This window comes from Fictibacillus phosphorivorans (assembly GCF_001629705.1).
GTDB lineage: Bacteria > Bacillota > Bacilli > Bacillales > Fictibacillaceae > Fictibacillus > Fictibacillus phosphorivorans_A.
Genome location: NZ_CP015378.1, coordinates 3,757,453 through 3,780,052 on the forward strand (window position 1 = coordinate 3,757,453; position 22,600 = coordinate 3,780,052).

The window sequence follows — 22,600 nt, forward strand, 5'->3', positions numbered from 1 at the left end:
TATTAACCTGTTTCCTTATATTTCCGATAGGCATAAGCACCAATAGTGACGATGAGACCAATAATAATTGAAGTAGGAACGGCTGCCATAAATCCATAAACAATTGCAAACCCTTTACCATCAGCGTCTGAAGGATCCTTAGTAGGTATACGAGATACCCAAATAAGTAAACCGGCAATTAAAAGAATAAAAGAGATGAAAGAGGCCACAAAAAAATAAAGGACATTCTTTGCCATTGTTTTAATTCTCCTAAATTACGATTGTAGATAATTAAAATACATATCGAGGTTAACCATACGTCCCGCGTTCTGTTTGCTCATGCATCACGAGCATATTGTTTTTTACATGTTGTGAGATTTCACTCAAGGCATCAATCGCGAGTCCTTTGTTATGGGTCAGCTGATATACGATGTCTTTGAATAGCATGTCCATTTCTTCAAGTATGCCGGTTGCTGCCGTGTTGTATAAGTAGATATTGAAATAGTTGGTTTGACTGAACAGTGCGGACTTCAGGTATGGCTTGAATTTTTGGACAAGTCCAGGAAAGAAAACAATTAGGTTATCAAGTCCACGACGAAGACCTTCTACCGTATCAGCAAGTTCATCAAGTGGCTCGAGCGCGTCATTTACCATCGCACGCAGCTTATCGTCGAAGTCTGTGAACATACCAGCCAATTTAACAGGCAAGCTTCCGTTTAAAATGACAAACACCGCACCTTTTATCGTATTAGATATGCCTTCTAATACGCTTTCCAACATGGCGGCAATTCCCTCTAGTCCAACGAGCAGTGGCAATGCAACTTTATGCGCGAAATCTCCGAAAGCGGCTATAGAGAGCTCTAGCTGAATATCGAGAATTTTCATCCCCATCTTCAGATAAGGAGAGTCTAGCATTTTGAAATCCTCGGCTGAACCAAAGTTCGGTATAATAATTGACTGAGGGACACCAGTTGAGATGCCGCTTGCGAGCAGCTTGTCTCTCTCTGTAAAATTGTCAGCCGTTGCCGTAACATCTGTGCTGTAAGAATCCATGTGCTTTTTAACCGTTAGATTGTTCTTACTTAGAATCTTATAATGAGCCATAAACTCACCAACAACAGCATCCGTAAAATGGTCAGTCCCACCTTCAAAAAGTTCAGGGATCTTTTGCGATACCATTCTGGGAAGTGTATCGGTTAGATCTTCAACGTTTGAGCGCAGACTGTAGAGAAAGTTTCTAGCGTCTCCAAAGAGTGATTCTACGTTTATATTTTTGTTCATAAGAAATTCCACGAGCTCGGCAGGTGGAGAGTTCAAGAAAAAATTTAACGATTGAACTTTGGATTCCGCGCTATCTAATAATGTGATGAGATGGTAGATCTCTGTTTTGATCACGTTACCCGTTGTGGTGATTCCAGCAAACAGAGGATTTTCAGCAGCCTCTTCGAACATATCGCGGAAAGTCTGTTGCAGCGTGTGAAGCCGCTCGTAATAGCGACTTCCTTCGTGATCAACGATAGCAGCAGAGTTCTGTAAATACGAATGAACGTATCCCATTCGGGTGCCGACATAACCTTCTAAAGACTTTGAAAGCATGTGCATGTTCTCTGTATTCATGTCGATACGCTCAGAACTGCCTGTATGAAGGGATTGTCCCGTCCAAATACTTGATACCACACTGGAATCAGCTTCATCGAAATGAATCTTCCCAAATCCAGGCTCACCAGGTTCACCGATCACATAAACCAACTTACCCGTTTCATCCTTACCGATATATCCGGTATGGTTGTTAGCAAAATGCATCATATTCGGAATTCCATGATTAATCTCAATCTGTTTTCCAGGGATACGATGACCGAGCATTAACCCGGTTTCGAGACTCGTTAAGACGTCATATCGGCCAAAATAGTTCGTGATGTTATCATACTCTTTACCATAATCTACGACACCTTCTGGCAGCATAGCAGGATTCAGCGTTACCGTTTTAACATCAGGATTCGCCACCCCTACCGCATTTGCATTTCCGCCGCCGAGGGAGTTACCGCACACATAGGAGATGTTGCCATACTTCTTTTCCATATCATCAAAATAATCACGAGCTGCCTCGACTTGTGCTGGAACCATATCACTTAACAACTGAAGGTCAGTGAGTATATCTTTCTTATCTCCCGTGTCGGTACCCGTATAAGCGACAATGACTTCTTTTGTATCGTTTGACGCAAGAGTAATCGCATTTAGACCGTTTACCTCTGATTCTTTTACATCTAAGACGCGGTACGAATTTCCGTTGACTTCAACAACTTGGTTCACTTCGTATTCTTGGTAGGCATGAAATCCCGAAATTTCAACTAAGTCTTGATCGGTAACTGTTTTCGTTTGGGTCTTAATCATATTAACCTCCTATCGCTAAGGCTTTTTAATTTCATTCGGATAATTAAGTTCTAGTTTGTTTTCTTTTGTATTGTTGGCACTGCCTTTATTAATGGTGTTGTCGTTTAGGAACACGCTATACGAACCAGGTGATAGATTCTCCATCTTTTCAAGATCAGCTACCAGTTGATCAAAAATCTTCTGATCAGGCTTTGCACCTTTTTCTTTCATATATAACTGAATCGTGATCAAGACGTCTTCAGGACTGACTTGAAGACTTTTCGCTTCCGCCTGCCATTCTTTCTTCGTTTTTTGAGGGTCGTTTATATACGCCTCATATAAACCATCAAGACTTTTTCCTGCTATTGAGATGTAATAATACGGTGTCGTAAACCCTGTTGAAGACGTTTTTTGTATCGCTTCTTCTTGTTTTCCTACTACCGGATGTTCTTTTACAACACCTTCAAGATAAGTATCAAGTGTCTTTAGCTGCTCCTCATAGATCATGGCATACAAGCCGCTCTTGATCGATAATTCGACTTGTCCTTCTTCCGTCCAGATTCCTTCTGGCCGTACTTTGCCTTTGTTATCGATTGGTATCACAGCGAACGTGTGAAAACGCGGTTCGTCGATTGATTCTACAAACACACTTGCTCCGTCTTTGTTGCCCACAATGTTATGTACTTTTACATTTGTTTTGTATGTATCTAAGAAGAATTTTTCTGTTGAAGAAACGACCTTTTCACGACTAGCCTCAGCGATCTTGTCGTTTTCTTTTCCGTTTGGCAAGTCATACCCTTCGCCAGTATACCCCTGAACACTCACAAGTGGATTGTCTTCCTTTTTCACCGTTTCTGTTGCTCCTTTCATACAACCTCCAAGTAGCATGATGCCAATAAGAGATGCTGTAATCATTCCCGTCTTTTTTGTGTGTAACATATGTATGAACCTCCCTGGTTGGTGAGAAATGTGATATCAAGTATACGTCCTATATTATTGTAAAGTTACACATTATTACCTGCCACCTAATATATACCCATAAAAAGTAAAAAAACAACATCAAATGGCTGATGTTGCTGTGAGGTTTTTACTATTTATTTTAATGATATTGGTAATTATTTAAGGATCACGAAAAATTTATTATTCTACTAAGGTTTCATCTATCATCTATTTGTATGTTCTAAATTTGTTTTGCTTTATATTAGTGGCACTGCCTTTATTAATGGAGTTATCGTTAAGTATTACGCTATAAGAACCTGGAGATAGGTTCTACATCTTTTCAAGATCACCTACTAATTGATCAAACATTTGTTACGTCACTTCTGGCTAATTTTTAATTATATAATTTGGATTTCTCCGCATAAGTGTATTGTCTTTTTTGCCGTATCCTTCTTCTTTGGAAATGAAATTATCATTAAGTATGATTGTATAATACCCTGGTGGTAGGTTTTCCATTTCTTCCATATCTGCTATAAGCTCATCAAATACCTTTTGATCAGGTTCTTGTTTTTCCTTCATAAATAGTTCAATAACAATCCTAAATTCTTTGGGATCAGCCAATAAAGACTGAGCTTTCGCCTCATATTCTTCTTTTACTGTTTCAGGATTTTCTAGATATTGATTGAGAAATGGTTCAAGACTATCTCTAGGAATCGTTATGTAATAATACGGAGTTGTATATCCTGTTGAGGATGTGTTTTCATACGCCTCTTCTCGGAGTCCAATTACAGGATGCTTCTTAACAAATGCTTTAAGATAGTTATCCAATCTGTTGAGTTTTTCTTCATGAATTAACGCATAAATCCCGCTTTTTATACTACCTTCCACTTCACCTTCTTGGGTCCAAATTCCTTCTGGCCGCACGTTTTCTTGCGTATCAATTGGGATGACAGCGAATGTGTGAAAATGAGGTTCTCCAACAGATTCCACATATACTGACGCACCGTCTTTATTCCCTACAATGTTGTTAACCTTCACTTTTGTTTTGTATTTTTTGAGAAAAAACTCTTTCGTTCCTGTAATCACTTTCTCTTTGCTAGCCTCAGCAATTTTATCCTTCTTGTCACCGTTCGGCAGTCTGTATTCCTTGCCTGTGTAATCCTGAACACGAACGTATGGATTATCTTCCTTTTTTTCTATTATGCTACAGCCTGCGAGTAGTAGGATGCCCAACAAAGCAAATCCGATCTTTCTTGTAATTATCATTCATACGATCCTCCCTGTTTCATTAGATAAAACACCATAGGTTACTTTTTAATAATATAATCAGGAATTCCACGCATAAGAGTATTGTCTTTTTGGCTGTGACCATTTTCCTTTTGTATGTAATTATCATTAAGTATTACTGTGTAAAGACCAGGAGGAAGACCATCCATTTTTTCTATATCCGCTTCAAGCTCATCAAAAATCTTTTGATCAGGTTCTTTGTTTTCTTCTTTCATGAATAATTCAATGACTATACGATAATCTTCTGGATTAAAGGTTAAAGACTGAGATTGTTTATGATACACTTCCTTTTTTGTTTCAGGGTTCCTTAAATACTGATCTCTGTAGGAGTTAAGACTGTCTCCAAAGTTAATAATGTAATAATAAGGTGTTGTATAGCCTGTTGATGAAGTATTCTTAAATGTTTCTTCTCTACGGCCGACAACAGGATGCTTCTTAATAAATTCGTTAAGATAGTTATTTAGTTTATTTAATTTCTCCTCATGAATTAAGGCGTAAATGCCACTCTCGATATCGCCTTCCACTTCACCTTCCTGTGTCCAAATCCCTTCTGGCCGCACATTTTCTTGCGTATCAATTGGGATAACAACGAATGTGTGAAAATGAGGCTCTCCAATGGATTCCACATATACAGTAGCACCGTCTTTATTCCCTACAATGTTGTTAACCTTCACTTTTGTTTTATATTTTTCAAGAAAAAAGGCTTCCGTTCCTGAAATCACTTTCTCTCTGTTTGCTTCAGCAATTTTGTCGTTCTTATCACCATTCGCAAGTCTGAATTCCTTGCCTGTGTAATCCTGTACACGAACATATGGATTTTCTTCCTTTTTTTCTAATAAGCTACAGCCTCCGAAAAGCAGGATGCTTAACAAAGCGAATATAGACATTCCGATCTTTATTGTAATTATCATTTATACGATCCTCCCTGATTAATTAATAAATAATACATCTTAGGTTACTCCTTAATAATATAATCAGGATTACCGCGCATAAGAGTATTGTCTTTCTGGCCGTGCGCATCTTCTTTTTGTATGTAATTATCGTTAAGTATTACTGAGTAAGAACCAGGAGGAAGTCCATCCATTTTTTCTATATCTGCTTCAAGCTCATCGAAAATCTTTTGATCAGGTTCTTTGTTTTCTTCTTTCATAAATAATTCAATTACAATATTGTGATTTTCTGGGTCGAAAGTTGAAGACTGAGATTTTTGCTGATACACTTCCTTTTTTGTTTCAGGGTTACTTAAATATTGATCTAAGTATGGAGTTAGACTGTCTCCATAAGTAATAATATAGTAATAAGGTGTTGTATAGCCTGTTGAAGCAGTATTCTTATATGCTTCTTCTCTAAGACCAACAACGGGATGCTTCTTAACAAATTCATTTAAATAATTATTGAGATTATTTATTTTTTTCTCGTGAATTAAAGCATAAATGCCACTTTCAATATCACCTTCCACTTCACGTTCTTGGGTCCAAATACCATCTGGTCGCACGTTTTCTAGTGTATCAATTGGGATAACAACGAATGTGTGAAAATGAGGTTCTCCAACGGATTCCACATATACAGTAGCACCGTCTTTATTCCCCACAATGTTGTTCACCTTCACTTTTGTTTTATATTTTTCAAGAAAAAAGGCTTCCGTTCCTGAAATCACTTTCTCTCTGTTTGCTTCAGCAATTTTGTCGTTCTTGTCACCGTTCGGCAGTCTGAATTCCTTGCCTGTGTAATCCTGAACACGAACATATGGATTATCTTTCTTTTTTTCTAGTAAGCTACAGCCTCCTAATAGTGTGATTCCTAGAATCGAAGCTGTAATTATTGCTATCTTACTTGTATGTAACATTGGCAAGAAACCTCCCTGATTAGCGAAACTTATAAAGTTATGTGTAAGCCCTATATTATTGTAGAGTTACACAACATGGTTCGCCACCTAACATATACCCATAAAAAGTAAAAAAACAACATCGAATGAATGATGTTGTTGTGTGGTTCATACTATTTTTTAATAGTATTATTTAACTTTTTTATCAATGCCTACCATCTGTACCTTATACTCATCTCCTGAGTAGTCAATGGTTGCGGATACTTTGTTTTCTTTATCTCCTTTTTCATAGCCGTAAATAAAGATTTCCGTCCCATTTGTTCTGCTCGTAAACTCATGCTTGTTTACGATAATTTCATAACCAAGCTTTTCTTTGAAATAGGCTTTTGCCAATTGGGTGGAACGTTGTACAATTTTATCTTCCTCTTTTTTGGACATATCATTACACCCAAACAATAGGATTGATAAAAGTATTAATAAGAATACTCGTTTTAGCAAAGCATCTCTCCTACCTTTTGAAATTATCTTTCATTCAGATACAAAAGAATCTCTAAATCTACCAGTTACATTACAATCTATACCCCATCTTCAATTTCCCTGAAGACGTATAACCAAGTGTTTGGTTCTTTAGATACTCAAAGATAGGAGTGTGATCTGTGGATGATGTTTTTATAAAATGATACATTGATTCCCAGGTTGTTCGCTTAAAAGTCCCTTTTCCTGATATCAAATGTTTTCCGAATTCGTGTTCAATATTTCTCTCTGCCTCTTCGCGAACGAGATTAAATAGATAGAACTCTTTCTTTTTTTGTTTAGCCATCCATTGGCCAAGCAGCCAATAGCGCAATAGTTCATACTTTCTATCTTTTTTTGCAATGGTATAAAAACCTGCTTTAAATACTTGCGTAAAGAACCAATTGTCTCCCTCCGTGTATAACTTTTCTACATCCACACGAGACGGTTTCGTGTTATTACTTAATCCTGTCTTGCATTCTATGAGAATAATAGCATTCTCTGTTTCTATTAACAGATCTGGCTCGCTGCCTCTAGAAGGTGTTTCACCAAATGTTTTGCGCGCTTTCACAAGCAATGGATATGTATGTTGTTGCTCCCTATCATAGCACCAGTAATGAATCTTGGGATTACTTGTATTTCGAATCCCTAGTGAATCTAAGTACCCCTCTAATAATTGATTTCTCTCTAAATACCGAAACATATTCCACGTTACAGCGTCCTCTGAATTGCTGCGTGCTAATCGATTTTCTCGCTTTTGTTTAAGGATGGTTTGTAATAACTGAAGATCTTCAGGGTCTTTTGAAAGCAAATTCATTGTGTAGTCTCTGTATTCGAAGGTTGTGGGAGATAAAATAATGTTATGAGTTGGGCAGAGGAATGTATCTGTGGACTTAAACTTTTTCTTCTGTCTAGGTACTTGATGGGTACAGTCTTTAACAGGACACTCTACCACATCAGACGAGTGAGTGATTCTTTCTTTTAATGAAATACGATTATACATACAGAGACCTCCAAGGTAAGCACTTTCTGATATGCCTTCAATATAAATAAAGCCAAAGAGCAATTGCTCTTTGGCTTATGTAACCATTCTTCACTAGAGAATAACTTGGGCAGTAGAATTATAAAACCCTCTCATAATGTCTTCCCACGTGTGATACAATCTTGTAAAGTCTGTGTCTGTTACTTCTTTTCCGGTTTGTACTTCAATAAATTCAAGTTCTTTATTTGCTTTAATGGCATGTTTCCGACCGGCCGGGATATGAATGATATCTCCTGCTTTTACCCGCCTGATGTGATCATCCAGCACAAGCTCGCCTTCACCACGGATAATTGTCCACACTTCATTTCGTAAGTTGTGATAATGGTAGGTTGAGTTCTTATCTCCGTAGATACAAATACGTTTAGTCACCATTTCTTCATTAAAGTACTTGGCATAATCCAATACTTTCGACCAGCCCCATAGACGTTCTTCGTACATAGGTGGCTGCTCATAATGCGCAATAAGGTCTTTAACTTTCGGACTCGATGCCTTATCACTTACTAGTATTCCATCAGGACTTGCAGCAACTACGATGTTTGATAACCCCAATACCGTAACAGGAATCCCTAATTCATTAACTAGATGTGTGTTCGTAGCATCATTTGAAATAACACCTTTACCGATTTGTTCGGTGGCCATCTCCTCCGTAAGAGTGTTCCATGTTCCAAGATCCTTCCAAGATCCTTCATACGTAAGCGCAACAATATGTTCTGTTTTTTCAACGACTTCATAATCAAAGCTAATTTTAGGCAGCAAGTTATATTGTGTAGAAAGCTCCGCATAGCTCGTCGGCAAACCTTTACTCTCTAAAATAGAAATAAGGTAATCTAGCTTAAATGCAAAGACCCCGGTATTCCAAAGTGCATTTTGTTTAATAAGCATTTCTGCCTTTTCTTCACTCGGTTTTTCTGTAAAGCGATCTACACGGAACGGTTCCTCAGGTGAAACAGTACCTTCAGGAACAATATAGCCATACTTTTCAGAAGGATAAGTTGGCTTTACTCCCATAAGTGCTAACTGCGCGCCTGTCTCATTAAGTGCCACGTCTAGTTCTTTTACTTTAGCAAAAAAATTATTTTCTACATAAGGATCAACTGGCAACACAACAACCGTTTCATTTCGATCTGTCTGTTTTTCAGCAAATAAAAAAGCCGCCGCTAATGCGATGGCTGGAAACGTATCACGTCGCTCAGGTTCGATGATCAAAGGAACATCTTCCCCAAGCTGACTGTGAATCATATCGGTTTGTGATTTAGAGGTGGCAATAACAGTTGAGTCCGAGAGCCCTACTGAGCCTATTTGTCCCCATACACGTTGAACCATTGATTCTTTAATACCATGGTTACCTTCTAAAACTTTTAAGAATTGTTTAGAACGGGTATCGTTAGAAAGTGGCCATAAACGTTTTCCAGAACCACCAGATAAAAGAATAAGTTTCATCTTTTCCCTCCAAATAAAAAAAGCCTAATCAGACTTTTAAAATAAATTTAATTATTGTTTACTAATGAATTTAGTAAATCACGATACTTTTGAATAGAAATATCTCTTTTCAAGTTTTTTTCTAGATATTCTCTTCCATTTAATCCTAATCGTATTAATTGTTTGTCTTTTAAAGAGTATAGCTGTTGAATCGCATCTATTATACCTGAATAATCGTTGGGTTCTACAACTATACCTGAGTTACTTTTCTTTATGAGGTTGTATGCCTCACTTCCTTCTTCTAATACACCAAGGATTGGTTTACCTGCAGCCATTACACCATAAATTTTACTCGGTACTGAAACACCTTTAATTCCCTTCTGGTTTACAACTAAGTGTACATCTGCTGCATTAAGAGAATACTTAATAAAATCTTTTGGTTGGTAAGGTAAGAAGAAAGTATTAGTAAGTTTGTTTTCTTTAATAAATTTTTGCATGTCTTTCTTAACTGCGCCTTCACCAATAAATAAGAAAATGATTTCTTTTTCACTTTCAAATTCTTTAGTAACTTTTATTATATTCTCAAGATCATAGTACAAACCAATGTTGCCAGAATACATTATGATAAATTTATTTTCTAATTGGTTTTCTTTTAAAAATTGATATATAGTAGGATCTTTTTCATCTAAAGGAACTATTTCATCTTCATTTGTCCAGTTGTTAATGACAGAATGGTTTGGAACTTTTTGATTTTGAAATCTATTTTTTAAAGTTTCGCTCATATCATTTCCTACTACTACAATGTGATCGGCGCAACGGCAATTAAGCTTATCAATATACTTTGCTAGTATAAAAATAAAATGATTGTTTGTATAACTCACCGCTGCTGCCTGTTCTGGATTAAAGTCCTGGATGTTATATACATGCTTTGTTTTTTTTAACCACTTACCTATCGTACCAATTAGTCCACCTAACACTGGCGGCTGAGAAATCGTATAAATTAAGTTGACGTTTTTTTCTTTTAGAAGCGCCAGTTGTGCTAATACAAAATAAGAGAATATGTACATTATACGGCTCCACTTCGAAGTCTTGTCTACCTCAGGTAATTGGATACGGATAACTATCATATTCTCCATCTTTTCAATCTCAAACTTTTTTTTGGTCTTTACTTTCTCGCCAGCATACCCTGGCTGTGCTGCAATGACCGTGATGTCAAAATCATGCTGTAGATCTTGACATAGTTCAGTCATCAACTGTCCTGTAGAAGCCAAATCAGGGTGGAAATAATTTATTACAAAAATTAACTTTTTTTTGTTCATTTTAAACCTATACCCTTCCTATTAATTAAACTTTTCTTATTTTTATGACCAAAGAAAAAAAGAAAATAACAGAGATTAAGTAAGCGAAAGAGTTTAATAAATCTCCTCTTAAAAAGAAAAATTGATATGCTGCAAAATAAGGGGCAATGAAACTTACTAAGCTAGCTTTATTCTCTAAAGAATTTTGGTATCCTTCATGAAGAATTCTAATAAAAACCCCATATAAAAATAGAATTAAAATTACTCCTACTAATCCAAAGTTTATATAACTTTCTGCCCAAAATGGTGATGATAAATTTGTAAAAGAGTAACCCAGCTCTTCTGCAACCGTTGCACCTGAACCATGGGGTTTTCCAGCCCATAAACTTCTGGGTAACCAGAAAAAAATTACACCGAAAAGCTGAGCACCGTAAGAAATTCCTTTTATCTCCACGTATTTAATTGTATTTAGTATCATTTGAAAAGCATCATAGTCTCCATTTTCTGACATAACCACACTTATAGGTTTAAGATCAAATTGTTGATTTTCAGCCCTAAAATAATCTGCATACGGAAAAACTATAATCATTAAAATTAAGAAAAAACATATCCAATTAAAAGCGGAAGTTCTTTTCCATTTTATTAAAATTAGAATAGCACTTAGAAATACTGAACCAAACCAATAACGTGGGTGTACGATCGGATTATTAATCAAAACATTAAAAATTAATGTGATAATTGTAAAGATAAAAAAGAAATAAAAGTGTTTATTTATTAATTTATTTTTAAAAAGAATCAATAGTGATAGTAGAGTTACAAATATAGGGATAGTTAGTAATGTCCTATTTATTAAAAAATCCATAGTTGTGGGAAATAGAGACTCAAACAATAACCTTGGTAAAAATAAATTATTAAACCCGCCAGTTGATTTAATTACATATAAAGATACGAAAAAACCTAATACACCTAATAGTACAGTTTTAGTAGGTGAAATAATCATATTTATTAGGAATTGAGATTTTCCTGACCTATTTTCATAAAGTTTTTTTCCAAAATATGAACCTAAATCAAAAAAAGCTAAACCCAAGAGTATAATAATTAAACCAAAGTTTATCTCATTTATAGAGTAAAAACCATGCCATGGATATCTGTTTAATAAAATTTGAGAGAATGAAGCTAAACCCAACCAAACATATACAAATATCCAAAAGGTAATGAAAATAATATTATTGTGATTGCTAAATGATAATATACTTAATCTTATCCCGCTATAAACTATAATAAACAAATTAAGTATTATTGTTAGATCAACTATTTTATAATTAGTCTGATTTAATATAAATAAGGGTAATATAAATGTTAGAATAATTGTTAAAATAAAAGACTTAAATAAATGTACCATAATATTATTTATTCAAATCTCCTTTTTATATATTTAATTGGGTTCCCACCGTAAATACTATTAGACAATAGGTCATTTGTAATTACACTCCCTGCAGTTATTACAGTATTATCTTCAATTCGAACACCTTGTAAAACAATACATTTAGATGTTATCCATACACCATTTCCAATTACAATAGGCTTAATTTTAACATTCATAGTTTTATAAATATCATGCGAACCTGTAGTAATAAATACCCCCTGAGATACCACCGTATCATGTCCAATGATAAGTTCCGCTTTATTAATTATCCAGACTTCCTCACCGATCCAACAATTATTACCTATTGTTAAGTTCCATGGACATCTAATTCTCACTCTTTGCCTCATAATAACATTTTTTCCAATTTTAGCACCAAACGCTTTAAGAGTTAACACTCTTAGCCTTGAAGATAACTGAAGGGGATTAGTAATCAGTATTAATTCAATTATTATCCAAAACAACTCACGTATTCTTGACCATTTTTTTCTTTTAAAGTTACCATTACCTGCTTTAGATAAGTCTATTGTTGGTTCCATTAATTAAATACTTCCTCTGTATATTCTTTCAATATTTTCACATATAGTACTTATCATTAACTCTTGTTTAACTAATTTTTTTCCATTATCCGAAAGCGAACAAGCTACTTCTTTATTACTTATTATCATTTCGACTATAGAAGCCAAATCAGATGGATCATTTTGTTTAGCTATTAAAGAGGCATTATTATCTTGCAGTAACGATTTTATGTGAATCGTTTCAGTAACAACAGTAGGTGTACCCACATTTAATGCTTCTATAACGGTCATTCCAAAAGGTTCATCTAATGAGGGTAATACATAAACACTTGATTTTGCATAAAGCTCCGATACTTTATCAACATTTACAGATCCTATAAATCGGACTTTGTCTTGTAATTTTAGATCATCAACTCTATTCATAGCTTCAGATAAGTCCCCTTCATCAGGTCCTACAATTTCAAATGTCAAATCATTATATTTTTCTGATAAGATTTTACACATTTCTATAAAATCTAATACTCTTTTCCGAGGATGCAATCTAGCTAGAAATAAGATTTTCTTATTTTTTATAGAATCATAACTCCACAGCACTTTATTTTCACTTGGTTTAATTCCGTTATATAAAATTTCAACGTTAATATCTTTATTTATTTCTAACAGTCTTTTTTTCTCAACGTTTTGTAATGCTAATACATATTTTGCTTTCTTCAATAACTCACTTGTAACAAAGATATCAAACAATTTGTTTTTTAATGACCTTTTATTTAACATACCGTGTGTCTGTAAAACATATGGAAATTTTTCTTTTTTGCACAAACTAGCCACCCTACACGGAATTATTTCTCTCCCAAAGTGAATATGCACAATATCATATAGTTTCCCATTCTTCTTTATCCAATTATAAAGTGAGCTTGAGTTGATATATGAAAAACCTTTTCTAGTAAACTTAGAATTAAAATATTTAATTTTTATTCCAAATAAACAATCCTCAGTTTTATTTATATATTTTTTCTCAAATGAAAGAAGGTTAGATGTTAATATTGTAACTTCATGTCCACGCAATACTAGTTCTTTAGCCTGGTTTAAAGCAACCGTTGCTGGTCCCCCATAAAACGAGCTAGGATAAAAAGCTGTAACAATTTTTAATATTTTCATACTCTTTATCTCCTGTTAGACTATTTTCTTATACTTAATATTGTATATAATAGTTATTACAATAATTATTAACGTAATAAAGCTTCTTAATATAAAACCTATTAAATCTGTAGTGAGCGTTAAATCTATCAATAGATAAAGAACCAAATAAAAAATTAGATTTATGAAGAACTCTCTATCAAATATTTTATAGTTTATTTTTCTCCTGGTGAAAATATACAAAATAAAGAATAATACTACATATGAAACACTAGATATAATTGCAGCAGCCATTAAACCGTAATGGGGTAGGAAGATTAAGTTCAGAGTTATATTAAAAATAGTTGCTATAAAAATAGCTACTGGTATTACCTTAGTTTTAAGCAATATAATACTCTGAATATTAAGTGGTAAATAATGTAGCGCCAAAAAAAATTGACCAATTAATAATAGGTTTATGTAAGGAACGGCTAATACATAATCATTACTCAAGAAGTTTTCAAAGAAAGATGAAGACATAGTAAGTATACAAAAAGCTGTTAATAATAAACATTTTGAATATATAAAAATAGGTTTCTGAAAATCTACAACGTTTTTTGTACTAATAAGATTACCTACTAAGTAGTTATTCAATGCTATTGCAACTACATTTAATAGTCCTGCTATTGTAAGAGCTGATGCGTAAATGCCAACAAGCTCATTTCCCCCAAAAAGCGAAATTAAAAATTTGTCGACTCCACTTAAGAACAGATTAAATATTGCATGAATCGAAAAAGGAAAAGTATATAAATATACCTCTTTTAGATAACTCAAATTTTTATTAAAACCAATAAAAACATTTTCCAGGAAAAATGTACCAGTACTAATTATATTGTATAACCCATTTATTATTAATGCACAAAAATTACCCAATATGACACTATATAGTCCCAGATCATAATGTGATAAAAAGATTAAGGTTGTAATAGGATAAACCAAGATTTTAATTAGCTCAGATATGGCAAATTTCACTTCATTATTAGTAGCCCTATAAAAATCTCTATAATAACTACATAAATACATATCAATAAAGTAAACTATAAAAAGCCAACCAACTATTAAATAACTATCTGTTGAAAATACATAAATATTAACTATGCAACAAATTAAAATAATTAATGAAAACAAAAAAGTGCCAGTATATCCTATCCTAAGTTTCAATATATAGTTATCTTCTTTTTCTTTTATGGTTTTATATATGTGCATATTTATAGATAAAGCATCTATTGCAATAAATCCTGTAGCCAACAGAATTGAAATATTAAGTATGCCATAATCTTCTGGTTTTAAATAATACGTAAAAAAGGGAAACATAAATAAACTTATTGCCCGAGATAGCATGTTTGGAATTATAAAAAGTATAATTTTTTTCATTATTAGTTCTACCCTCTCAAATACAAAAAAAGACTATAAAAATAGTCTTTTTTAATCAAACATCCTCATAACTTTATTTTCACTTGCTACTTTATTTTCATCAGCTTTTACCATAATTCTAACAAGTTCCTGGAAAGAAGTTCTTGTAGGATTCCATCCTAATAATGTTTTTGCTTTTGTTGGATCCCCTAATAATTGATCTACTTCGGTTGGCCTAAAGAATTTCGGATCAATTTCCACTATTACTTCTCCAGTTGCTTTGTTAATTCCTTTTTCCTCTACTCCACTTCCAACCCATTCAATTTCAATATCAGTATGCTTAAAAGCTAGCTCAACAAACTCACGAACTGTATGCATTTCACCGGTTGCAATAACGAAGTCCTCTGGCTTATCATGCTGAAGCATTAACCACATGCATTCTACATAATCTTTTGCGTAACCCCAGTCCCTGAGAGAGTCTAAGTTGCCTAACTTTAATGTCTTTTGTTTTCCTTGTGCGATACGTGCAGCAGCAAGAGTAATTTTACGTGTTACAAAGGTTTCTCCACGGCGTTCAGATTCATGGTTAAATAGAATACCGTTTACTGCGAACATGTTATATGATTCACGGTAGTTTTTCGTAATCCAGAACCCGTAAATCTTTGCTACACCATATGGAGATCGTGGATAGAATGGAGTTGTTTCTTTTTGTGGTACTTCTTGGACTTTTCCGTAAAGTTCAGAAGTTGATGCTTGATATACTCGTGTTTTTTCTGTTAAACCTAGGATTCTAACTGCTTCGAGAATATTTAATGTACCCTTACCATCTACGTCTAATGTATATCCTGGCATTTCAAAAGAAACACGAACGTGCGACTGTGCAGCTAAGTTATAGATTTCATCTGGTTGGACTTTACTAATTATGCTAATTACATTAGATGTATCTGTAACATCTCCATAATGTAAGTGGAAATTTGGATGATCTAAAAATGCACCTGCTTCTTCAAATGATAGTATGTCTTCCAACCGTTCTTGGTTATATGTAGAACTCCGTCGGATTACTCCATGTACTTGATACCCTTTTTCTAGCAACAACTCTGCTAAATATGAGCCGTCTTGTCCTGTTACTCCAGTAATTAAAGCTGATTTCATCATGTGCCTCCGTTTAGCTATTCACTTTTTGTACTTTATTTTCTAAAAACCATTTATACGCTTTCATTAATCCTTCTTCTAAAGAAGTACTTGCTTTCCACCCTAAGCTGTGTAGCTTTGTTACATTCACAAGCTTTCTTGGTGTTCCGTCAGGCTTGCTTGTGTCAAACTGTATTTCACCTTCATAGCCAACCGTTTCTTTAATAAGGTGAGCAAGTTGACCAATCTCAATGTCTTCACCTACACCAATATTCACGATTTCATTGCCTTCATAATGATCCATTAAATAAACACATGCATCTGCTAGATCATCTGAATAAAGGAATTCACGTTTCGGTGTACCTGTTCCCCAAACTTCAACATAAGGCTGATTATTTTCTTTTGCTTCATGAAACTTACGTATTAATGCAGGCAGTACATGTGAAGTATGAAGATCGAAGTTATCATTCTCACCGTATAAATTTGTCGGCATAACAGAAATATATTTTGTTCCATATTGTCTGTTGTATGATTCACACATCTTAATACCCGCAATTTTTGCAATGGCATATGGTTCGTTTGTTGGTTCTAATTCACCTGTTAATAAGTACTCTTCTTTTAATGGCTGCGGTGCTAGTTTTGGGTAGATGCATGTACTTCCTAAGAATAGTAGTTTCTTTACATTGTTTCGGTAAGCAGCATCGATCACATTTGTTTGGATCAACAGGTTATCACGAATAAAGTCAGCTGGATATTCGTTGTTTGCAACGATTCCGCCGACTTTAGCAGCTGCTAAAAAGACATAGTCTATTTTTTCTTCTGCAAAGAATCGATCTACTTGATTCTTATCTGTTAGATCCATTTCACTGCTTGTTCGGTACACCAAATTGGTATAGCCTTCTTTTTCTAGTCTTCTGACTAACGCAGAACCGACTAATCCTCGGTGACCAGCCACATAAATCTTGGATTGCTTGTCCATTTCCTCACCTCTAGTAAGCATTATCTGTTCCAAATAGCACTCTAATCGTTTTGAAAATGATCTTTATATCAAAAAATACACTTCGCTCGGATATGTATTGAATGTCCAATTTCACCATTTCTTCAAAGGTCATATGATTGCGTCCACTTACTTGCCAAAGGCCAGTACAACCAGGTGTGACAAGAAGTCTCTGTTTGTGATAATTGTTGTATTCTGCTACTTCTCTCGGAAGTGGCGGCCTTGGTCCCACTAGGCTCATGTCACCTTTTAATACGTTCCATAATTGCGGCAGCTCGTCTATGCTTGTCTTGCGTATAAATTTTCCAATCTTAGTGATACGAGGATCTTCCTTCATCTTAAACATGGCTCCTTCAATTTCATTAAACTGAAGAAGTTCTAGTAATTTTTCCTCTGCATCATTAACCATGGAACGGAACTTGAACATATGAAATTCTTTTTCATTCTTTCCCACACGAATTTGTTTAAAGAAAACAGGGCCTTTTGAATCTTCTTTTTTGATAAGAATGGCAATGATAATGAATAAAGGTAATAAAAGTATAAGTCCAGCTAACGCTCCTGCAATATCTATCAATCTTTTCGTTGATTCGTAAAATCGATCTTCTTTCTTCGCTACAGTTGGTTGGTTTGAATTCGCAATCGTTTGCATTTGTGAATCAGACATGGTTGTTCCGTCCCTCCTTCTTTGTATTTTTTATAAAATTATGTATGTAAAAAAATAGGGCATCTAACCCTTCCTCACACCATGCTACTGCCAACAACGTGCTAAGGTGGAAAATCACCCACAGCATAGCCGAGTGCCTCCGTTGATATAGGTAAGGAGGCATCACCTTTTCGTTATTTCATTTTTATTTAACAGTGATTGAGCTTTCATTAACACGAGAACACAGCGTTCTAGTTCTTTACTTTAATTTGCTCGAGCAGCCGTTCTAATTCTGGTAAAAGGCGCTTACTGATTTCTTGATCTTTTAATGCAAAGTCGATCGTCGTCATAATAAAGCCGAGCTTTTCGCCAACGTCATACCGTGTGCCCTCAAAATCGTAGGCAAATACACGTTGATACTGGTTCAATTTTTGAATCGCGTCTGTCAGCTGGATTTCTCCACCCGCTCCCACCTGCTCTTCATCCAAATAGTTGAAGATTTCAGGTGTTAGGATGTACCGTCCCATAATCGCTAAGTTTGAAGGAGCGGTTCCTTGCTTCGGCTTTTCTACAAAGTTCTTCACCCCATATAGGTGGTCGAATTCACTTGATGGTTCTACAATTCCGTAACGATATGTTTCATCCTCTGGTACTTTTTGGACACCAATGATTGAGGCTGTTGTTTCTTCGTATTTTTCGATTAATTGCTTAAGACATGGTTTTTTTGCTTGAACGATGTCATCCCCCAAAAGGACGGCAAATGGCTCATCACCAATAAATTTTTTCGCACAATTTACCGCATGGCCTAAACCTTTTGGTTCTTTTTGCCGAATATAATGTATATCCGCTAATTTTGAAGACTGTTTGACTTTTTCTAATAACTCAAACTTCCCCTTCTCAAACAGGTTCTGCTCGAGCTCGAAGGCATGATCGAAATGATCCTCAATGGCTCGTTTTCCTTTACCAGTTACGATGATAATGTCTTCAATACCGGATTCAATCGCTTCTTCAACGATGTACTGAATGGTGGGTTTGTCCACAATCGGTAACATCTCTTTAGGCATGGCTTTTGTGGCGGGCAGGAAGCGTGTACCTAGTCCTGCTGCAGGAATGATGGCTTTTCTAACTTTTTTCATGATCGTATGTTGTCTCCTTTCAGTTTTAGAAGATGCCGAGAAACCTTTTTCTTTTTGGTAAAGAAGGAGGTTCAATTAGTATGCTTTCACCTCTTAACACGTGTGCAGCATTTTCTTGCAGATAATATCGTATTTCTACTCCGTATTGTTTTTGGATTATTCCGAAAACTTCCGACATATGAAACCCACGATTAACTGCATGATGAGCATCCGATGCAAGCAAATGCACCATATTTGATTGTATGAGTTCATGAGAAAAATTCATGATTTTTTTTCCAAAGTGACCGATTATGGAAGTTGCGGTGATTTGAGTATGAGTTCCAGCCATAATGCATTCATATAGAATTTCTGGGTTTTCCAAGATCTCGCTGTTCCGCTCTGGATGTACCAGAATGGGCTGGTAATGTCTCAAGCTCAGTTCAAAGAGAATGTCTGCTGCGTAGTTTGGTACATGTGAAGAAGGAAGTTCGATTAGTAAATAATTTACTTTGTTATGTAAAGGCAATAAGTGCCCTCGATCGATATCTTTTATTAAATCTTTGTACATCCGTATTTCTTGTCCAGGGATGATGTGCAATGGTATCTTTCTGTTTTTTAACTCTGCATTTAGTACTTCCACTTCTTTTATGACGAGTTCTTTCTCGTTTTCATATCTTCCATTTCGGTGATGTGGCGTGGCATAGAGGTGCGTAATACCATCTTTCACAGCAGCTTCTGCCATTTTGATCGCATCCTCCATCGTACGAGCTCCATCGTCCAGTCCAGGTAGGATATGACTATGTATATCAATCACAGAATGCGTCACTTCCTTAACAAGACTATAGAACTAGTAGTCATATCTTACTAGTTCTATTTGCTCAATCCAAATCATAACGTTATCGTAACATACATACAAAATCTGACAACGGTGTTTTTTTGTCGAAAAAAGTTGAAGAAGATGGTATTAATGTTAATTTGAACCATAATAGTAATAATACTTTTCTTTTCTTGCCGCTTTTTCATTTAACACTGCGCCAATAATCTTTGCGTTGGCGTTTTCTAACAGTTCCTTCGCTTTTGTTGCAGATTCTATCTCTGTCTTTCCGCTTGATACGACAAGGATTACTCCATCTACATGATGAGCAAGCAGCTGACCATCTGTTACAGCTATAAGTGGCGGTGTGTCGAATAGAACATAATCATACATACGGCTCGCTTCTTCTATTAAGTCGTTCATCGATTTTGAGTTAATAAGCTCTGAAGGATTGGGTGGAATGGGTCCGCTTGGCAGTACATCTACATTTGGAATTTTACTAGATACAATCGTTTCTCTTAAAGTCGTTTGACGTGTTAGTATACTCGTCACACCGTAAATATTGCTTACTTTGAACGTGTAGTGAACAGTTGGTTTACGCAGATCTGTATCAATTAAAAGTACTCGTTTTTCTTGTTGAGCGAGTACGACCGCTAAGTTTGCAACTGTCGTCGATTTCCCCTCCCCAGGTCCTGAAGATGTAATCATTAACGTCTTCAGCTCTTTGTCGATGGATGAGAACTGAATATTCGTTCGTATGGTCCTGTATTGTTCAGCAATTGGGGACTTAGGATTTCTGTGTGTAATCAAGCTTCTTTGGGTTAAATCTCCAATGGATTTTTTCAATTTACGACTCAAGGGTTTCACTCCCCATCCTTTTATTCGCAGCCTTTTTCACTTCAGAAGCTTTCACATCTTCAACGGAAATCTTAGGAATCGCTCCAAGAATAGGAAGCTGTAGAATGTTCTGAATATCTTCCTCTGTCTTGATCGTGTTATCCAAATACTCTAACAAGAAAGCAATTCCCACACCTGCCATCAAACCTACGACCAATGCAATCGCCATGTTTAATAACGGCTTTGGCTTTACCTGTGATGGGTTCTCTTTTAACACTGCCGGGGAGAGCACTTTCACGTTATCTACACTCATTATTTTAGGAACTTCTGAACTGAACGTATTGGAAATTTCGTTGGCGAGCTTTACGGCATGAGCCGGATCTGCGTCTTCAATCGTTAGATTAAAGACTTGCGCGTTCTGCTCACTGCTTACCGCAATCTTCCCTATGAGCTGGTCCGTTGTTTCAGTTAGATCAAGGTTTTGCACGACTTTATCCAATATGATCGGACTCTTAATAATAACGCTGTATGTATTAATCATCTCGACATTCGTACGTACTTGGTTCGGGTCGAGCACGGGTTCTTTACTAGATTCTTGGTTTACAAGAATTTGGGTCGATGCTTGATATTGAGGTGTAAGTACAAAATAAGAAATTACACCACTAACTGCTACAGCAATTGCTGCAAGTACTAGAATTAATACAAGCCGTTTTCGCAAGGTAACAGCAATTTCTTTTAACGAAATCGTTTCTTCCATATCGGTCCTCCACCTATAAATTGGTAAAATGTATAATTTCGTTGTATTATAGCATCTATTTTGTAAAATAAGGGTAAAATTTATAAATTTATGGAAGTGTGTGTTTTTTATTGATATTATTCTAATATAGTATTTTAGTGCCTCTTTACTAAGAAGAATTAGATTATTCTTTTAAACTGGCACATGTTATACTGCCAATAGAGTCATTATTTTACATAAGAAAGAAGCGATGACGTTCATGAAGAAGTTTCTTATCGTGACAGGAGTATTAATTGGACTCGTACTATTAGGTCTTGGGGGCTATGCCTACTACCTATATGATACGGCTAAGGATGCAGTCAATGACATGCACGAAAAAGTAGAGACCGACCAGCCAAAACCTGTGATTACAGGAAAGAAGAAGGATCTGAAACCCATCTCTATTCTTTTATTAGGAGTGGATGAACGTGAAGGTGATCGCGGACGATCGGATACTATGATTGTAGTTGCCATCGATCCGAAGAGCGATAAGATGCTCATGTTCAACATTCCTCGAGATACACGAACCGAAATCATAGGAAAAGGGTATGAAGACAAGATCAATCACGCATACGCTTTTGGCGGAACACAAATGGCAATGGATACGGCAGAACATTTCTTAGATACATCCCTTGATTATTATGTAAAAGTGAATATGGAATCTTTCCGAGATATCGTTAATGCAGTCGGTGGTGTAGAAGTCGATAACCCAAAAGCCTTCGATTACCAAGGCTACTCTTTCCCAGCAGGCAAGCAAGAATTAGATGGAACCGAAGCCCTTGCCTATTCTCGCATGAGATATGAGGATACGAAAGGCGACCTTGGAAGAAATGATCGTCAACGCCAAATTATTACATCTATTATCAATAAAGGCGCAAACGTTTCGTCCATTACAAAGTTCGATAATATTCTAGATATCCTCGGTGAAAATGTGAAAACGAACATGACATTTGATGAGATGAAGAAAATTCAGAAGAATTATAAAGGTGCAAGACATCAAATTAACTATACGGAATTTAAGAGTACAGGGAAGATGATCGGAAACACTTGGTATGGAATTGTTGATGAATCAGAACAGCTGCGTGTGCAGAATTTATTAAAAGAGTTTCTAAATAAATAGGATAATAGACTCAGAGCGAATGCGCT

Annotated in this window: 22 protein-coding genes; 1 reads left to right on the plus strand and 21 read right to left on the minus strand. The window is 35.6% G+C overall.

The window, feature by feature from the left end:
• Nucleotides 1-2: 2 nt before the first annotated feature.
• The 21 genes from ABE65_RS19075 to ABE65_RS19175 form a co-directional block, all read right to left on the minus strand.
• On the minus strand, nt 3-236 hold the full coding sequence (locus tag ABE65_RS19075; RefSeq protein WP_066398481.1) for a hypothetical protein: 234 nt from the start codon (nt 234-236) through the stop codon (nt 3-5).
• 52 nt (nt 237-288) lie between these two features.
• Complete coding sequence (locus ABE65_RS19080; protein ID WP_066398482.1) at nt 289-2,370, minus strand: SA1320 family protein; 2,082 nt, start codon at nt 2,368-2,370, stop codon at nt 289-291.
• A gap of 15 nt (nt 2,371-2,385) precedes the next feature.
• The gene (locus ABE65_RS19085; RefSeq protein WP_066398484.1) at nt 2,386-3,288 is read right to left on the minus strand and encodes a DUF1672 family protein; all 903 of its coding nucleotides are present in this window, start codon (nt 3,286-3,288) and stop codon (nt 2,386-2,388) included.
• A gap of 387 nt (nt 3,289-3,675) precedes the next feature.
• Entirely contained in the window at nt 3,676-4,554 is an 879-nt protein-coding gene (locus ABE65_RS19090) for a DUF1672 family protein (RefSeq protein WP_066398490.1), read from the minus strand.
• Nucleotides 4,555-4,595: 41 nt separating this feature from the next.
• Nucleotides 4,596-5,486: a DUF1672 family protein gene (locus tag ABE65_RS19095; protein WP_066398492.1), complete on the minus strand. Its 891-nt coding sequence runs from the start codon at nt 5,484-5,486 to the stop codon at nt 4,596-4,598.
• A gap of 44 nt (nt 5,487-5,530) precedes the next feature.
• Nucleotides 5,531-6,421 (minus strand): DUF1672 family protein, encoded by an 891-nt coding sequence (locus tag ABE65_RS19100; protein ID WP_066398494.1) that lies wholly within the window; start codon nt 6,419-6,421, stop codon nt 5,531-5,533.
• A 168-nt stretch (nt 6,422-6,589) separates the two neighbouring features.
• Nucleotides 6,590-6,898 (minus strand): hypothetical protein, encoded by a 309-nt coding sequence (locus ABE65_RS19105; RefSeq protein WP_156499210.1) that lies wholly within the window; start codon nt 6,896-6,898, stop codon nt 6,590-6,592.
• A 70-nt stretch (nt 6,899-6,968) separates the two neighbouring features.
• Entirely contained in the window at nt 6,969-7,916 is a 948-nt protein-coding gene (locus tag ABE65_RS19110; protein ID WP_066398497.1) for a hypothetical protein, read from the minus strand.
• A gap of 93 nt (nt 7,917-8,009) precedes the next feature.
• The gene (locus tag ABE65_RS19115) at nt 8,010-9,395 is read right to left on the minus strand and encodes a sugar phosphate nucleotidyltransferase (protein ID WP_066398501.1); all 1,386 of its coding nucleotides are present in this window, start codon (nt 9,393-9,395) and stop codon (nt 8,010-8,012) included.
• Nucleotides 9,396-9,442: 47 nt separating this feature from the next.
• Nucleotides 9,443-10,693 carry a glycosyltransferase family 4 protein gene (locus ABE65_RS19120; RefSeq protein ID WP_066398509.1) on the minus strand — a complete coding sequence of 417 codons (1,251 nt, stop codon included), beginning with the start codon at nt 10,691-10,693 and terminating at the stop codon, nt 9,443-9,445.
• 25 nt (nt 10,694-10,718) lie between these two features.
• Nucleotides 10,719-11,858, minus strand: a complete 1,140-nt coding sequence (locus tag ABE65_RS19125) for an O-antigen polymerase (RefSeq protein WP_419471030.1) — start codon at nt 11,856-11,858, stop codon at nt 10,719-10,721.
• 224 nt (nt 11,859-12,082) lie between these two features.
• A complete protein-coding gene (locus ABE65_RS19130; protein WP_066398515.1) occupies nt 12,083-12,634 on the minus strand; it encodes a DapH/DapD/GlmU-related protein in 552 nt (183 codons plus the stop codon).
• A 3-nt stretch (nt 12,635-12,637) separates the two neighbouring features.
• A complete protein-coding gene (locus ABE65_RS19135) occupies nt 12,638-13,771 on the minus strand; it encodes a glycosyltransferase (protein WP_066398517.1) in 1,134 nt (377 codons plus the stop codon).
• Between the two features lie 15 nt (nt 13,772-13,786).
• On the minus strand, nt 13,787-15,163 hold the full coding sequence (locus ABE65_RS19140) for an oligosaccharide flippase family protein (protein WP_066398520.1): 1,377 nt from the start codon (nt 15,161-15,163) through the stop codon (nt 13,787-13,789).
• 51 nt (nt 15,164-15,214) lie between these two features.
• Nucleotides 15,215-16,294, minus strand: coding sequence for a GDP-mannose 4,6-dehydratase (gene gmd / locus ABE65_RS19145; protein WP_066398523.1), 1,080 nt, complete (start codon nt 16,292-16,294; stop codon nt 15,215-15,217).
• Nucleotides 16,295-16,307: 13 nt separating this feature from the next.
• Entirely contained in the window at nt 16,308-17,252 is a 945-nt protein-coding gene (gene fcl / locus ABE65_RS19150; RefSeq protein ID WP_066398524.1) for a GDP-L-fucose synthase, read from the minus strand.
• 10 nt (nt 17,253-17,262) lie between these two features.
• Entirely contained in the window at nt 17,263-17,919 is a 657-nt protein-coding gene (locus ABE65_RS19155; protein WP_066400385.1) for a sugar transferase, read from the minus strand.
• Between the two features lie 245 nt (nt 17,920-18,164).
• Entirely contained in the window at nt 18,165-19,049 is an 885-nt protein-coding gene (gene galU, locus ABE65_RS19160) for a UTP--glucose-1-phosphate uridylyltransferase GalU (RefSeq protein ID WP_066398525.1), read from the minus strand.
• A 25-nt stretch (nt 19,050-19,074) separates the two neighbouring features.
• Nucleotides 19,075-19,842 carry a tyrosine-protein phosphatase gene (locus ABE65_RS19165; RefSeq protein ID WP_066398526.1) on the minus strand — a complete coding sequence of 256 codons (768 nt, stop codon included), beginning with the start codon at nt 19,840-19,842 and terminating at the stop codon, nt 19,075-19,077.
• 156 nt (nt 19,843-19,998) lie between these two features.
• Nucleotides 19,999-20,700, minus strand: a complete 702-nt coding sequence (locus ABE65_RS19170; protein WP_066398529.1) for a CpsD/CapB family tyrosine-protein kinase — start codon at nt 20,698-20,700, stop codon at nt 19,999-20,001.
• Complete coding sequence (locus ABE65_RS19175; RefSeq protein ID WP_066398536.1) at nt 20,690-21,436, minus strand: YveK family protein; 747 nt, start codon at nt 21,434-21,436, stop codon at nt 20,690-20,692. The genes ABE65_RS19170 and ABE65_RS19175 overlap by 11 nt, the downstream gene beginning before the upstream one ends.
• A gap of 238 nt (nt 21,437-21,674) precedes the next feature.
• Between ABE65_RS19175 and ABE65_RS19180 the strand changes: the two genes are divergently transcribed.
• Nucleotides 21,675-22,574: an LCP family glycopolymer transferase gene (locus ABE65_RS19180; RefSeq protein ID WP_231887830.1), complete on the plus strand. Its 900-nt coding sequence runs from the start codon at nt 21,675-21,677 to the stop codon at nt 22,572-22,574.
• Nucleotides 22,575-22,600 lie beyond the last annotated feature (26 nt).